General features: G+C 47.5%; 13 protein-coding genes and 1 pseudogene. 8 read left to right on the forward strand and 6 right to left on the reverse strand.

Annotation, left to right across the window (positions count from 1 at the left end; all coding sequences use genetic code 11):
* Positions 1–64: 64 nt before the first annotated feature.
* Positions 65–943, reverse strand: a pseudogene (locus AC6I8U_RS21080) (helix-turn-helix domain-containing protein).
* Positions 944–1067: 124 nt separating this feature from the next.
* Here AC6I8U_RS21080 and AC6I8U_RS21085 point away from each other — a divergent pair.
* On the forward strand, positions 1068–1904 hold the full coding sequence (locus tag AC6I8U_RS21085) for a helix-turn-helix domain-containing protein (protein ID WP_498018404.1): 837 nt from the start codon (positions 1068–1070) through the stop codon (positions 1902–1904).
* Between the two features lie 99 nt (positions 1905–2003).
* Positions 2004–3344 (forward strand): MATE family efflux transporter, encoded by a 1341-nt coding sequence (locus AC6I8U_RS21090; RefSeq protein ID WP_498018405.1) that lies wholly within the window; start codon positions 2004–2006, stop codon positions 3342–3344.
* Positions 3345–3375: 31 nt separating this feature from the next.
* Here the strand turns inward: AC6I8U_RS21090 and AC6I8U_RS21095 are convergent, their stop codons facing one another.
* Positions 3376–4275, reverse strand: coding sequence for a LysR family transcriptional regulator (locus AC6I8U_RS21095; protein WP_498018406.1), 900 nt, complete (start codon positions 4273–4275; stop codon positions 3376–3378).
* A 108-nt stretch (positions 4276–4383) separates the two neighbouring features.
* On the opposite strand from AC6I8U_RS21095, the gene AC6I8U_RS21100 reads away from it, so the two are divergent.
* A complete protein-coding gene (locus AC6I8U_RS21100; RefSeq protein ID WP_498018407.1) occupies positions 4384–6402 on the forward strand; it encodes an alkyl/aryl-sulfatase in 2019 nt (672 codons plus the stop codon).
* Positions 6403–6498: 96 nt separating this feature from the next.
* Here the strand turns inward: AC6I8U_RS21100 and yegD are convergent, their stop codons facing one another.
* Both yegD and AC6I8U_RS21110 read right to left on the reverse strand, forming a co-directional pair.
* The gene (gene yegD / locus AC6I8U_RS21105) at positions 6499–7851 is read right to left on the reverse strand and encodes a molecular chaperone (RefSeq protein ID WP_498018408.1); all 1353 of its coding nucleotides are present in this window, start codon (positions 7849–7851) and stop codon (positions 6499–6501) included.
* A gap of 164 nt (positions 7852–8015) precedes the next feature.
* Positions 8016–8816, reverse strand: coding sequence for an acyl-CoA thioesterase (locus AC6I8U_RS21110; RefSeq protein ID WP_252015986.1), 801 nt, complete (start codon positions 8814–8816; stop codon positions 8016–8018).
* Between the two features lie 152 nt (positions 8817–8968).
* Here AC6I8U_RS21110 and AC6I8U_RS21115 point away from each other — a divergent pair, with 152 nt between their 5' ends.
* The 3 genes from AC6I8U_RS21115 to AC6I8U_RS21125 all read left to right on the forward strand — a co-directional run bounded on the left by AC6I8U_RS21115 (position 8969) and on the right by AC6I8U_RS21125 (position 11631).
* Positions 8969–9961, forward strand: coding sequence for a zinc transporter ZntB (locus AC6I8U_RS21115; protein ID WP_498018409.1), 993 nt, complete (start codon positions 8969–8971; stop codon positions 9959–9961).
* 81 nt (positions 9962–10042) lie between these two features.
* On the forward strand, positions 10043–10570 hold the full coding sequence (locus AC6I8U_RS21120; protein ID WP_498018410.1) for a TetR/AcrR family transcriptional regulator: 528 nt from the start codon (positions 10043–10045) through the stop codon (positions 10568–10570).
* 14 nt (positions 10571–10584) lie between these two features.
* A complete protein-coding gene (locus AC6I8U_RS21125; protein ID WP_498018411.1) occupies positions 10585–11631 on the forward strand; it encodes an alcohol dehydrogenase family protein in 1047 nt (348 codons plus the stop codon).
* Between the two features lie 65 nt (positions 11632–11696).
* On the opposite strand, the gene lpdA is transcribed toward AC6I8U_RS21125, so the two are convergent.
* Positions 11697–13106, reverse strand: a complete 1410-nt coding sequence (gene lpdA, locus AC6I8U_RS21130) for a dihydrolipoyl dehydrogenase (protein ID WP_498018412.1) — start codon at positions 13104–13106, stop codon at positions 11697–11699.
* Between the two features lie 194 nt (positions 13107–13300).
* Between lpdA and AC6I8U_RS21135 the strand changes: the two genes are divergently transcribed.
* Positions 13301–13663, forward strand: coding sequence for a hypothetical protein (locus AC6I8U_RS21135; RefSeq protein ID WP_042474989.1), 363 nt, complete (start codon positions 13301–13303; stop codon positions 13661–13663).
* Here AC6I8U_RS21135 and AC6I8U_RS21140 read toward each other — a convergent pair.
* On the reverse strand, positions 13626–14843 hold the full coding sequence (locus AC6I8U_RS21140; RefSeq protein ID WP_498018413.1) for an MFS transporter: 1218 nt from the start codon (positions 14841–14843) through the stop codon (positions 13626–13628). The genes AC6I8U_RS21135 and AC6I8U_RS21140 overlap by 38 nt on opposite strands.
* A 95-nt stretch (positions 14844–14938) precedes the next feature.
* On the opposite strand from AC6I8U_RS21140, the gene soxR reads away from it, so the two are divergent.
* Positions 14939–15373, forward strand: coding sequence for a redox-sensitive transcriptional activator SoxR (gene soxR, locus AC6I8U_RS21145; RefSeq protein ID WP_128648144.1), 435 nt, complete (start codon positions 14939–14941; stop codon positions 15371–15373).
* The last annotated feature ends 21 nt before the right edge of the window (positions 15374–15394 follow it).

Raw genomic sequence — 15394 nt, forward strand, 5'->3', positions numbered from 1 at the left:
TGGAAATCCGTGTAGAAGTGAGTCGGAAAATGGTCAATATCGAACCCAAGACACTGGTTTTCGGCTAAATATGAGGGTCGGCGTACTGCTTTTGGAACTGACTTGGCGTCATATCTGTTTGGTTTTTAAAGTACTTTACAAAGTTACTAGCATCTTCAAAGCCAAAATCATAGGCGAGTTGCTGAGTTGTCACGCTACTCACCACCAAACGACGTTTCATTTCAATCGTTACAAACGCATCGATCATCTGCTTTGCGGTGAGATCCGTTGCCAGCTTGCAGATCTGATTGAGTGTTTTTTACGTGGTACCGATCTGCGAGGCATACCAATTGGCGTCGCGTGTGCGTTCATAGTGACTTTGTAGAAGATCAAAAAATCGCGCTAACTTGACGCTTTGCTCCTGAGACAGCTTATCGTGACGCTCTTCAGGCCTTAGCCTGTGCAGCATCAACGCGAAGGCAGAAAATAGATACATCACGACCAAAGGATCCGCATTGTCATGAGATATCTCTTTTAACACCTCATCAATGATTCGTTTGGCACTAAGGCAAGTTTCACTATCTAATGCCAGCACCGGAGAGCGAGATTGATTGAGGTGCGTTGGCGTATAGTTAGGAAGACGCATATTGGCGTGGACTTGGTCGAGAAATTCCTGGGTAAATATCACCACCTTGCCGACAGGTTGAGAGGTAAAATCGAAGCAGTGAACCTGCTCACGGCGCACAAAGACTATGCTTCCAGACTCAAATGGGTAGCTCTTGAAATCGACCATATGAGTACCCGACCCGCGTTCGATGTACACCATCATGAAAAAGGTGATGCGATGAGGGCGCTGCGGCGAGTGATCTTTGTATTCGCGTTGATAAAGAGATTCCAGATCAAAGATCTCTAACTCCGCTTGATTGGTTTTCTTATGATCAAAGCCAATAGTAGGTATCTGCATTCATCTTCCCCGTGTTACTGCTTGTATTTTAGTTAATTTTTACACGCACTGACACCAGAGGTTTGGTCGCAATCGACAATTTTGAGTGTCATAATTGAGAGATGGTGTATTTGGTATGGTCAACATGAGCAATAAGATAAACGTTATCACCCTCCCTAAGGGAAACCCGTGTCAGATCATCGACAGTGCCATCGATGATGAGGGTGGGATTATTGGCGCTCATCGACATGATTACTTTGAGATCATTTGGTGTCTGGATGATGTCGGCAAGCAAAGCATCGATTTTGTCGAGTATCCGAGTAAGAAAGGGCGCTTTTTCACCATTGCACCGGGGCAGGTGCATGAAACCGCCGAGCTCACTGACAATTATCGAATGATGATATTCTCAACCGACTTTCTAGAGAATCGTCCGCGCCACCAACGTATATTCAATGCCGTGTTTCGCGCCCACGACGACCAACAGCCCTATTTTGATACCTCTGATGATGGGCTTGCCTATTTCGAGCCTCTCTTTTCCTTGTTGTTGGATGAGTTCCACCAGCCACAGACCGATTGGGACCTGATTGAGTCACTGCTAACCAGCTTTTTGCGCTACTTGCTAAGATTTTCCATCAACACAGAAGGCACACAGGTGGTAAAAGATGCCCGAATCACCAAGGTACTAGAGTTGATTGAACGCCACTATCGCTCGCAGCGCCACGTTCAGTTTTATGCTGATGCCCTATCCATTACTAGCAAACGCCTAAACGAGCTGACCAAGAAACATGTTGGTAAGACTGTTACTCGGCTTCTACATGAACGAATCCTGTTGGAAGCTAACCGAGACTTACTGTTTTCCACCAAAACCGTAAAAACCATCGCGTTAGACTTGGGCTTTGATGATCCTTCTTATTTTGGACGCTTTTATCGAGGTCAAATGGGTGAGTCCCCCGCTGAATTTCGAAAACGAACGTCCGAATAGTGCCAGATAATGGTCATAATCTCCCTTTCTTAGCCTAGTTTTGGTAACGATAATACCAGTAATAGAGTTCGTATTACTTTCAACGTATTTTGGTTATCAATGAGCATAAATCTAAAATCTGATCCGATTCAGAAGTCGTTTATTCAGTATTTATTGCCCGCTTTATCGGGCATGGTCATCAAATCCATCTTCATCATGGGAGATGCATGGTTTGTGGGTCAAGGTGTCGGTCCTGAAGGTCTTGGTGCTATTTCATTAACGATTCCTGCTTTCTCAATTTTCTCCGCATTAGCTATGATGATAGGCATTGGTGGCGCTGCGCTGATGTCGATTGAGTTTGGTAAGGGCAACCTCAAGATCGGTCAGACCCTGTTTAGCCAATCGATGCTGGCAACCGCGATTATCACCACTATTGCCGTTGTCGCGGCTTTGATATGGCTAGATGAGATCATCGCGCTCATGGGAGCCAGTGGTTATATGGCGCAGCTTGCCCATGATTACCTAAATGTCATGCTCAAATTCTTTGTACTCTACGCTCTAGCTTGGGTCATTTCTTGCTTTGTGCGTAACGATACCAATCCGAAACTTGCCATGTATGCGATGTCCGCAGGTGCTGTAACCAACCTCGTATTGGACTACTTCTTTGTACTCAAGTTTGGTTGGGGAATGAAGGGGGCCGCTTACGCGACTGCTATTGCGCAAGGTGTCATCGCGTTAATTCTTATGACGCACTTTTGGCAACAAAAAGGACAGCTACGTCTTAGTCTAGAGGGTTTAGGGCTAGATAGAGTCGGTCAAATCTTGAAAATTGGTGTACCGACATTCTTTATTGAGATCACATCAGCCCTCACCATCTTGTTGTTTAACTATGTGCTGCTTAGCCAGTTTGGAGAGGGACATATCATCGCTTACGGTTTAACGGCCAACGTGGGTGTGTTTGCTCTGTTTGTGATTGTTGGCATTAACCAAGCCTGCCAGCCAATTATTAGCTTTAACTATGGCGCCAGTAAAACCGATCGCGTAAACAGTACGCTTAAGCTTGGACTCGTGACCTCTATTGGCAGTGGCTTTCTGTTCTTGTCGGTCATTTGGTTCACTGCAGAAGATGTTGCGCGCTTTTACTTAGGTGCCGACAGTGAGCTGCTAGAGCTGTCGGCCACTGCACTGCTGTTCTTCTTCTACGCCACACCATTAATGGGATTGAATTTGGTGGTGGCGAATTTGTTTCAAGCGATAGCTAAACCGAACCAAGCGACCGTTATTTCTCTGGCTCGCGGCTTTGTGTTCGTCGCGCTGGGCGTCATCCTATTACCCGGCTTATTCCCAACCAATGGCATCTGGGCAAGTATCTTGTTTGCCGAAGGCGCCACCGCGTTAATAAGCCTAGTATTGCTGTTTGCTTTTATGAGAAGGCAAAAACTGACTCTAGCCAAGGCATAGGAGTTTAAGCATAAAGGTTGGGCAAAGACGCTTAATCTAAGACATAAGAGAGCAGCTTCTCGCGCAGCCAGATATTGGCTTTGCTATTCTGCTCTCTTTTGTGTCCCATCAGGACATAGTCAACTGGCAGAGAGTTAAACGGAGCCTCAAGGATCTGCAACCCAAACTGCTCCGCAAACTGTGTCGCCATACTGACACTTGTCATGCCAATACTTTCACTACTTGCCACTAAGGCCATCAACGCAAGTAAGGACTCACACTCTGCAGCAACCTTGCGTGGCTGAATATGTTCCTTGGTGAAGTAGTCGACGAGAAATATCTCTTCACGGCGCAGCTTCAAGGTAATGTGCTTTTCTTGATAGTAATCCTGAGTACTAATCTTGCCTTGGATCCGAGGGTGGCTTTTACTGGCTATGACGCATATTTGATCGGAGAAAAACGGCTGAGTAAAGTGGCTTGACGTCGAGGACTCAGAGAACTCTATCGCCAAATCGGCTTGTCTTAGATTGAGCTTTTCAAGCAGCTCTGCCTCACTGACTGTCGTGGGACACAAGACTATCTCGCAGTTACCCAAACTCTTATCGGATTCAATTTTCGGTACCAGTTTCAGCATGACCGGCTCAGTAGTGTAGACAACAAATCGACGCTTGCCTTCCACGGTAAACTCCTGCGCATCGGTCAGCGTGTTCTCAATCGCCTCTAATGCAGGCTCTATTTGACGTGCCATTTCATGCGCTAGATGTGTTGGGGCAATGCCACGACCGTCTCTCACAAATAGTTTCTGCCCGAGCTGGTTTTGCAATCGTTTGAGCGCGCCACTGACACCCGGTTGAGTCAGGTTTAACACCTCTGCGGCCACCGTAATGGATTGACAGCGGTAAACGGTTAAAAACACGCGCATTAAATTAAGGTCAAAATCGGAAAGCGTCATTATTCATAGCCATTTGTTATGTATTAACTAAATTAAATTGCATGTTTGCTTATGAGTCAAGTGGGTATAGTGGCCTCGTTTCCTGTTAATTCTGTGATGAGGTTATTTATGCTTCGAGCTCTAACTCCTTCGACTCTCGCTATCGCTGTTATGACATCTTTTGCAGCTCACGCTGACTATGCTGGTCTTGAAGACTACCAAGGCAAACCAGCCAGTAACCACACTCTTGAGGCTAACCAAGCGCTTGCAGCTACACTTCCGTGGGAAGATACCTCAGCATTTGATCGCACCAAGCGCGGTCTTATCGCCGAGTTTGGCACTCACGCTGCTGGTGAACTAAAGAATCGCTTTGAGTTTATGGCCGAGCTGTCTGTGGATGCGATCCCGCCTACGGTCAACCCTTCAATCTGGCGCCAAGGCATGCTCAACTACGCAGCTGGTGGTTTGTATGAAGTAACGGATGGTGTTTATCAAATCCGCGGCGCTGACCTTTCAAATATGACCATCTATCGCACAGACAATGGCTACGTGATTCACGATCCACTACTGTCACGCGAAGCGGCAGCGGCGTCATGGGATTTTGCTAAGCAGCATCTACCAGAAATCAATGGCGAGCATAAAATCACGGGTATGATTTACTCACATATGCACGCCGACCACTTTGGTGGCTCCCGTGGCATCTACGAGTCTGGTGACTTTAGTGAAGGCGCCCCTATCTACGCACCAAAAGATTTCATCAAAGAGTTAGCGGACGAAAACGTCATCGCGGGTACCGCCATGGGTCGCCGCGCGAACTATCAATATGGCACAACGCTGGATAATGATGAAAAAGGCATTGTCGATAACGCTCTGGGGCTAGGCACCTCTCGTGGTGAAGTGACCTTAGTTGCTCCAACTACAGAAATCCAAGAGCGTGAGAAAGTGATTACCATCGATGGCCTCGATTTCCACGCGATCAATATGCCAGGCGCTGAAGCTCCAGCTGAAATCGTGCTGTATGTGCCTCAATATCGTTCTCTGAACACCGCAGAGCTGACTTATGACGGTATGCACAACATCTACACCTTCCGTGGCGCAAAAGTTCGTGATGCGCTTGTGTGGACCAAGTACCTCACAGAGCTGAAGATGCGCTATGTAGACTCAGGGTTAGTCGACAACATTCACGCGGCTCACTCGGCACCAGTTTGGGACGATCCAGAGACAAAAATCAACGAAATCTCTGAGTACATGACGCTACAACGCGACAACTACGGTTTCATTCACAACCAAGCAATGCGACTTGCTAACCACGGTGTGACGATTCACGATGTTGGTCGTGAGATTGAAAAGCTAGTGCCTGAGTCTCAAAAGCAGACATGGCATACCAATGGTTATCACGGCTCATACAGCCACAATGCGCGCGCAGTGGTCAACCTGTACTTGGGCTATCACGATATGAATCCGGTTAACACCAACCCTCTACAAACTAAAGAGAAATCGTGTGTTTACGTGGAAGCGGCGGGTGCGGAAGTGTTGTATGACGCCGGCATGAAACACTTCAATCAAGGAGCGTATCAAGAAGCATCGCAGCTGTTTAACGACCTAGTGCAATGCGACCCGAATAACGTGAAATATCGTTATGCGCTCGCAGACAGTTTTGAGCAGCAAGGGTATCAGTCAGAAACCATGGCATGGCGTAACTCCTACCTTCAAGGTGCGGTTGAACTTAGAACCGGTGAAATCAAACCATCGATCAAACTGGCATCTGCTGACGTGATTGCCAACACGCCAACAGGCATGTTCTTAGACTTCATCGCCGTGCGTCTGAATGCAGAAAAAGCAGAGCAAGCGGGTCTAGACTTTACCTTTGGGCTGTATCACCCAGATGTGGAAGAGCGTTACTATGGCGAAGTATCAAACGCAAACATGAGTAACATCGAAGTGGAGACATTGCCGCTGACCAACGTCGAACTGGTAATCAATAAAGCCGACCTTACTCGAGTAGCGCTGGGGCAAATCACGCTTGATGAGCTCTTGAAATCGGGTCAAGCGGGAATCAAGGGCAATGCTGAGCTTATCGGACAGCTAGCCGCGTCGCTTGATGAGTTTGACGGCATGTTTGAAATTCTGCCAATGCCGACGAAATAGGCTTTCCACTGAGCATCGGCTCAAACAACACTCACACCATAAAAAAGCCCAGAGCACACGCTCTGGGCTTAGTCATTCTAATATAAGCCAATCATTTTACTTAAAACAGACGTCAGCCCATCTCGCCAACCCGGCTGTCACTGAGCCAAAGTAATTCCCCGACACGACAGGGATATTCGGCAACACATCCTGAACCGCAGTGCGCAAAACAGAAGAGCGCGCAGAGCCGCCTGTCATGTAAATCACATCTGGTAAGGTGCCCGCTTGCTGCGCCGCTTCTTTCACCAGTGCTTGAATTTTCTTCGTTGGATTATCGATCGCCGCCGCCATGTCTGATTGAGTTATCTCGATACCCACATGCTCAGAATACAGATCGAGCATGGCTTTGTAATCAGCACTTTCCTCTAGCGCAATCTTGGCTTTTTCTGCTTCGCGAATCACCGCATAACCAAGCGTTTCTTGATGTAAAGCGACAAGGCGATTGACTTTTTCTGGCTCAAGGGCTTCTTTTGCCAATAGTCTCAGCTCTTTTAAGTTATCGTGAGCGTAAAATTTTCGCTGAGCTTGCACATCGTTAATAGCAATGGGATTCCAGAACTGTGTCACGGGAATATCTAATCCAGAATGACGCTTGGTGCCCATACCAAACGCATGCATGAAGCGGCGAAACGCAATATAGATATCCAGATCATTACCGCCCACCAGCTGTCCGGTATGCGCGATAAGCGATTGTTGTCGGTCGTTTTTACCAACCCAAGACGGCCCCATCTGAATATAGGAGCAGTCTGTAGTACCACCGCCGATATCGACGACAAGTACGTTCTTGTTTTCAGTCAAGGTAGACTCAAACTCTAGCCCTGCTGCCACAGGCTCATACTGAAACTCGACGTCTTTAAAACCGGCGCGATTTGCTGCACGCAGCAATATCCCTTCAGCTTGCTGGTTAGATGCATCGCCACCACGCCCAAGAAAGTTAACAGGTCTACCAATGACCGTCTGCTCTATCGCACGGTCTAGGTTTGCTTCGGCGCTGCGCTTTACGTTACTCATCATGGCGCAAACCAGATCTTCGAAGAAGGAAAGCTGCATATCACGCAGTCCCATGGCACCTAGGAAGGACTTTGGTGACTTGATGTAATACACGTCTTTCGGATCTTCTAAGTAAAGATTAAGCGCTTGCTCACCAAACAAGACATCACTCGGAATCACCTCTATACCTTCTTCACGGTTCAGCTTAACGGCGCGCCTCAATACCGCCTCACCAATGTCGTTAGACGGACGTATGTCCAGGCAGCGAAACAGATATTCTGAAACTGTTTCGGCAGTTGGTGCGCACAGTGTTGATGCTATGTAGCAGTTACCCCCTACCAATGGGATTTGCTCTACGTTGCCATTATTTAGGTGTGCAACGGAGCAGTTTGCGGTTCCGTAATCAAAACCGATAGCCATAGAAATTACCTCAACACATGAAAAAGGGCGGCAAAGGATAGCAGCCTGAAAATGAAGTTCAAGTGGTGTAACGTAAACCCGTCACTGGTAGACGGGTCAAATGCAAAAAGGGCTGCAAAACGTCGCTGCAACCCATGATGTTTGTTTACACTGTAAAGCGAGATTTAGTCGAATATAGCGATGCTCTGCCTACTCACCGCCACTAATTCTCCCCGATTATTCCAAATATTAGCCTGCGCGTGAGCGTAGCCTTCAGCTGCCTGACGCGTGTGTGATTGATAAGCAAACCAATCTTCAGGCTGAACGGGACGATGAGGATGAATAAACTCTAAGTTCCACATCATAGAACTCGCTGGCGCTGGCGTGTCCATCATTTGCAATACGCCGGGAGGCCAGGCGTCGACTAAGCAAATGAGATGCGCATCAGAGATGAGTTTTGGTGCCACTTTAAAGCGCATCCAGCCCCATGTGTGGGAGTCTTTACTCCCGGTGAAAGGTAGATGTCCGCGAGCTAACGCTAAATCAATATGAGAGGTGTAGTTTGGCGCGCCCTGCTCGATGGTTGGAAACCTAGGAAGATCATCAGGCACTGGCATAATGTGGTTATCGTTATTTTTAACGACAATGCTAGAGTCACGATCTGCACCAAAGCAACCTTGTTGGAACACGGCAACCTTACCATTTTGAATCAGTCGCGCACTCAGTTGAGAGACACTTTTTCCTTCACGAAGTACTTCTACTTCAAAGGTAAACGGCACATCTACGAGTAAGGGTCCGACAAAATTTGTGTTGAGAGACCGTAAAACGCGCTCCCCACTCAAATGAGACTGCATCACGGTATACAGCAATGATGCGGATAATCCACCAAAAACCGTACGTCCTTGCCCCCAAGACGTTGGGATCGACATATGCTCACCAGTTTGCGCGCAGAGCTTGGCTTTTGCTATTAATTCGTCGAAGTGCATCCCCACCACCTTATGTTAACGCCTTGTTACTTAACAATAACTGGTCGGATGGGTTGCTGCAAGAGGCGTAACCTAATTTTGTTACACTTCACACACATATTAGATTAACATTTTATTATTAATATGCACAAACCATTAACCAAAGAGTCTCTATGGACGTAAAAGCTGATAGCACCTACCCAACGGGTTTAATTCACGCAATCCAACTTGATGGGCAGGGCGGCCTAATCCCATGTGATGAAGGGATCAATAAGATCTGGCAAGAGCGAGAGAAGACAGTTTGGCTGCACTTCGACTACAGTGTCGCCACAACGGTTGACTGGATCACAGAGCATAGTGGTCTCAACGAGATAGCGATTGACGGCTTGACCAGCGAAAACAGTCGCCCGCATATTTTGAAAAGAAAAAATAATGTGATTGCTAACTTTAGGGCTATCAATCTCAATCCAGAGTCCGATCCTGAAGACATGGTCTCACTAAGGATTTGGACTGATGGAACTCGGATACTCAGCACGCGACGTCGTCCGCTAATATCCACCAAAGAAGTACTCGAGTCGCTGGAACGCGGTGAGGGCCCTCAAACAATTCCAGAGCTGCTCATCAACTGGCTTGACGCCATTACCGCGAAACAAGAAAGTAGCCTTAGCCGGCTAGAAGATCATGCGCTTGAGCTCGAAGAAGCAGACTTTACCTCGAGCAACAACGATTATCGAGAGCAAGTCAGCCAATTGCGTAAGGTCTGTATCAAACTTCGCAGACATCTATCTCCACAGAAAGAGACGTTGAGTCAGCTCGCAACCTCTAACTTAGAGTGGCTCAACGAGATCGACAGTCTCAAGATTAAAGCACTGCTCGATAGACAGTTGCGCTGCCTTGAGAACATCGAAATGCTACGAGAGCATTCCATTTTGATGATGGATGAGCTAAACGCTATCGACGCGGAGACGCTTAACCGACGCACCTACGTATTCACAATCATCGCTGGATTGTTTCTGCCCCTCGGGTTTTTCACGGGTTTGCTAGGCATCAACGTAGGTGGTATGCCAGGGACAGAAAATCCTTTTGCATTTTGGATGGTTACCGCTCTGTGCGTCTTGTTTGGGGCAGGCTCTGTGGGATGGGCACTGGCCAAGCGTTGGCTGTAGCGTTTCGATCACCATTGACGACTGTAGAATGATTATTCTACACTAGGGGTAGTATAATCATTCTACCTTGTGGTGTTTTCTATGTCGCAACAACAAATTGCAGAGAATCTAGAACGTGCTTTTTCACAAAAAGGGTTCGCTGAGCCGAGTGTCGCTGAGCTAAAAGCGCTGTCTGGCGTAAGCATGCGCACTCTATACAAGTACTTCCCCTCCAAAGAGAGTATGGTCGTTGGCGCATTGGACTATCGTCACCAACGCTATCTCGCGCTACTAGAGCAGTGTGCACAGCACAGTGGCCTAGACGCTACACTTGCAGCGTTTGATGTTCTCTGTAATTGGATGAAAGAACACGCCCCCAAAGGCTGTCTTTCAGTCAACGCCCTTGCCGCCTTTCCTGACAACGCGGACATAAATTCGACAGTTGAAAAGCACAAACAACAAGTTATCGATTCACTTGCCAAATTAAGTGGACGAGATGATCTTTCTCATGCTCTTTTTGTACTGCATGAGGGAACAACAACCGCTTATCCCATTTTAGGTGAATCGGCGATTACCGCTGCCAAAGTAGCCATCACTACTTTATTTACCACTAATTCAACAAGCTACTAACAAGGAATCCACCTATGAGCACGGTAATGACTGGCGTACAGCTGATTGGTCATGGCGAGCTAGACCAGCTAGACATTCGAAACGATATTCCCGTACCAGCGCCTAAAGCCGATGAAGTTCTGATAAAAGTCAGCGCGGCTGGCGTCAATAACACCGACATCAACACACGTATTGGTTGGTACTCAAAAGGTGACAACGACAGTGAAGATGCAGGTTGGGCTGGAAATGCGCTAAAACTACCTCGTATTCAAGGCGCGGATGTGTGTGGTCATATTGTTGCGGTAGGTTCGAATGTAGACGCGAATCGCATCGGCGAACGCGTACTGATTGATCCATGTTTGCGTTACGTCGACGGTCAGAAACTTGAGCATTTTTGGTACTTTGGCTCTGAGTGTGATGGCGGATTCGCGGAATATACGACTGTAGACGCTCGTCAAGCTTACAGTGTAAATTCAAGCTACACCGACACTGAGCTTGCGTCATTTCCGTGTTCTTATTCGACCGCAGAGAACATGTTAACGCGCGCTAGCGTTGCCGCTGGCGATGTCTTATTAGTAACCGGAGCTTCTGGTGGCGTGGGCTCGGCAGCGATTCAGCTAGCCAAAGCTCGCGGAGCGAAAGTGATTGCCGTTACTAGCGAATCTAAGGCTGCCACCTTGCTTGAGATCGGCGCTGACAAAACCGTCTCGCGTGGTCAAAACTTAGTAGAATCACTGGGACAAAACAGCGTAAACGTCGTCATTGATCTTGTAGCGGGTCCTCAGTGGCCGGAGCTGCTAGACGTGATGGCACCAAAAGGGCGCTACGCCGTTTCAGGTGCGATCGGTGGACCTATGGTTGAGCTGGACGTTCGTACCTTATATCTCAAGGATCTTTCTTTCTTTGGTTGTACCGGACTGGAAGACGAAGTGTTCCCGAACCTCATCAGTCGAATCGAAGCTGAAGAGATCAAACCGCTGGTGGGTAAGACATTTGAACTTGCCGAGATTAAACAGGCTCAAATCGAGTTTGTTGAGAAAAACCACATTGGTAAGATTGTTCTGAATGTGAGTGCGAACTAGCACGGTAGAGATGACGCATTCATACTGAAACTCTCGAGGGCGCTTAGGCGCCCTCTTTTCTTTGATTATTTTCTTCTCGCTGGCAGCATATCCGTCATAGAGCCTTCTACGACTTCAGCGGCAAACGCGAACGTCTCAGATAGCGTTGGGTGTGCGTGAACCGTATGAGCAATATCCTTCGCTCGGCCACCTAGTTCAAGCACAGCTGCAGCTTCATGAATTAACTCTCCGGCATTTTCTCCGCAGATACCAGCACCAATAAGTGTGCCTGTGTGTTTGTCGAACAGCGCTTTCGTTACCCCGTTGGTGGCATTAACACTTTGCGCACGTCCACTTACTAACCAAGGCACTTTACCAACACTGTATTCCAGATCTTGCTCTTTCGCTTCTTTCTCTGTTATCCCTACCCATGCCACTTCAGGGTGGGTATAAGCCACTGAAGGAATCGCAGCTGGAGTGAAGGTGGAATCTAAACCCGCTATCACCTCAGCTGCCACTTTACCTTCATGCGTGGCTTTGTGCGCAAGCATAGGGCCTTTGACTATGTCACCAATCGCGAAGATGCTTGGCACATTAGACTGCATCTTTTCGTTCACCTCTATAAGTCCCTTCGCATCCGTGGTAACGCCTATGGCTTCAAGACCGAGATTCGATGTGTTTGGTGCGCGACCAACGGCGACAAGCACAGCATCAAATAACGTTGGCTGTGGTGCCTTCTTCCCTTCAAAACTAACTAAAATACCCTCAGCTTCAGCGCTCATCTCTGTCACTAGCGTTTTGGTTAAGATTTGGTAGGTTTTCTTGGTCGCTTTTTGTAGCGGCTGGATAATGTCCTTATCTGCACTCGGAATGATATGATCTTGCGCCTCCACTATGGTGATCTTGGATCCAAGCGCTGCATAGACCTGAGCCATTTCAAGCCCGATAATGCCACCCCCCACGATCAGAAGGTTTTCAGGGATCGTCGACACCTCAAGTGCGTCCGTCGAGTCCCAAATACGTGGGTCATTGGGTGCAATAGGCAGAGGTATCGAGTGCGAGCCGGTAGCGATGATCGCGTGTTTAAACTCAATTTTTTGTTCACTTTCCCCATTAACAACCAGACTGGTGGAAGAAATAAACTGCCCTACTCCCTGAACACGAATGACTTTTCTCGCCTTGGCAAGATTCGCAATACCTTTGGTCAGGTCAGCTATCGTCGACTGCTTGTACTCACGCAGCGCGTTTATATCCACCGTCGGCTCACTGAAAGTAATTCCCATAGAGTGACCGTGCTTTGATTGCTCAATCAACGACGTAGCATGAAGCAAGGCTTTTGATGGGATACAGCCAACGTTGACGCAGACACCACCTAAGGTCTCTCTGCTCTCAACAATGCATACCGAGAGCCCTAAGTCGGCTGCTCGAAAAGCTGCGGTATAACCGCCGGGTCCACCACCGAGTACGGCAACATCTACGTTGATAGAATCCGTCATGCTATCTCTCCTTCTATATCTGGCTGGATTTGCGAGTATTTTTCAAAGCGAACCCCAGTATAGACTGGTTAAATGTCTGAGCAGTGTTAATTTTTGTCGGTAAGTGACCTAGGTTTCAAACTTCCCTTTATCTGTCATAAATAGCGGTTAGTATTAGCGCTCTTGCAAAAAACAAATGATTCACGCTACCAAACATGCGAAACAAAGCACTACTCACTATCTTGTCCCTAGCTCTTTCTGGTTGTTCTTCTTATCAAATGAACCAGTTAGGATTTCGTTCGTCTCCTGTTAATGTATACCCAAACTACATGAACACTATCGAACTTTGTGAGGTTGCAAATGGGTATCGTCCGACTAATCAAACCATGGTTGCTGTTAGCAGTGAGCAATCAAAACGCAATCTTACTCATGACCGTTGTGACGACCTAGTCAAAGAGCTCTACTTCAGCCGTTTCATCAAAAGCATTACCATTACGCGTCCAGAAAAAACAGAGGAGCCAGTGCCGACTCCACTTCCCGCTAAACCGCTCCCTCACCCTGTAGTTCAGCCTCAATAGTGCGATACGCCAGCACGTTCGCTCGCTTCAGCATCCACATAGCAAGCGTCGCCGCTATCATGACCAAGGCAGCAACGGCAAATCCTACTTCTATGAGCTGGTAGTGTGCTAGGTAGGCAATCAATATGTAGCTACCGCTCTGCACCGCTGTTGTAAACAGTTTCATACCGCCGTCCACTCGTCCCCTGACTGAGTTATCGACGCCATGATGCAGCTTGTTTACCCTCGCAATTCGGTTCGTCGCGTTAAACAATCCCATAAACAGTGCAATAACAACGATGGATAAGGGAGAGAGCGTCATTGCCATTATGGCGAGCAGCAAACACATCATCACCATACTCGCCACCATCAATTTTTCGTGTCTCACACGCTTCATCACTTTAACAATCGCTAAGCCACATAGCATCGCACCGATACCATAGTTTATCTGCCACCAGGCAAACCACGCGCCCGATACCAAGTTCTCTGATAGATAAATGGGCACTAACTTCGACAAGTACGTCATCATTGGGTAACTCAAACACGATAAGGCAATAAACAAAAAGAACAGTGGTGATTGACTGAATATTCGCTTCGACTCTCCCAATTGCTGATGGAAACGAACAACGTTCGCCGTTTTTCTCGAGGTCTGATGCTGAATCGCCATAAAACACAGTAGGGCTAAAGCTGTGAGTGCACTTGTGAGCATTGCGAAGCGATCAATTGTCCAGACTTCCAATAACCACACGCCCATACCACCGGCACTCAGAGTGGTGATCTGCATGACAATTTCTTGCTGGCTCGATACTCGACCATATTCACTCGGCTTGTATAGCTCCTGAGTAAATGCCCCGTTAGTTGACCACGCTAAATCACTAGCTAGCCAAAATACCAACAAACACGAAGCGAGGATCCAAATATTTACTCCAACAAACCAACTAACTACGACAACGCTGATGGCTGATAGCATTTGGATTAGCTGAGAAACAGCCAAAATGTGTTTACGAGAGTAACGATCAATTGCGGTTGCGAAGAACGGAGTAAACATAAAAGAGAGCAGCGTACAGACTAAAGTCACGACGGCGAGAAATGTGCCGTTACTCCCTTCACTTAATATGGACCAAGGCAATGCCATGAGCATCATTCCCGATGCAATTCCATCAAACATCAATCCTGATAAGTGTAATCTTCTATTGTTCATTGTCGCTTCTCCCTGTTCCTGTGACTGAAATCAAGGATAAAAGCTCAACTTAACTTGAGGTCAAGCTATAATTAGAAGAAAAATAAGGAGAAGTTATGGAACTTTCAGTTGGTCAGGTCGCCAAACGTGCAGAGGTTGCGGTCTCCGCACTGCATTTCTATGAGCAAAAGGGGATGATTACCAGTTGGCGTAATCAAGGCAATCAGCGTCGCTATGACAGTTCTGTGTTACGACGAGTCGCTGTTATCAAAACTGGACAACAGCTAGGACTGAGTTTAGAAGAGATCAAACACGCCCTATCTAGTTTGCCTCTCAATCGAGCGCCTTCGCAAGAAGAGTGGGAACAAATGGGTAAAAACTGGAAAGAGATTCTGGATCACAAAATTTGGCTAATGACCAAACTCAGAGATGAGCTAGGAGAATGCATTGGCTGCGGCTGTTTGTCGATGTCGCGCTGTCGTTTACGTAATCCACAAGACACGCTTGCAGACACACTCGGAAATGGCGCGACCTTATGGAAATCTGAATAAACGCTGTACGAGTCCCATTTA

Source organism: Vibrio sp. KUL80 (genome assembly GCF_059725495.1).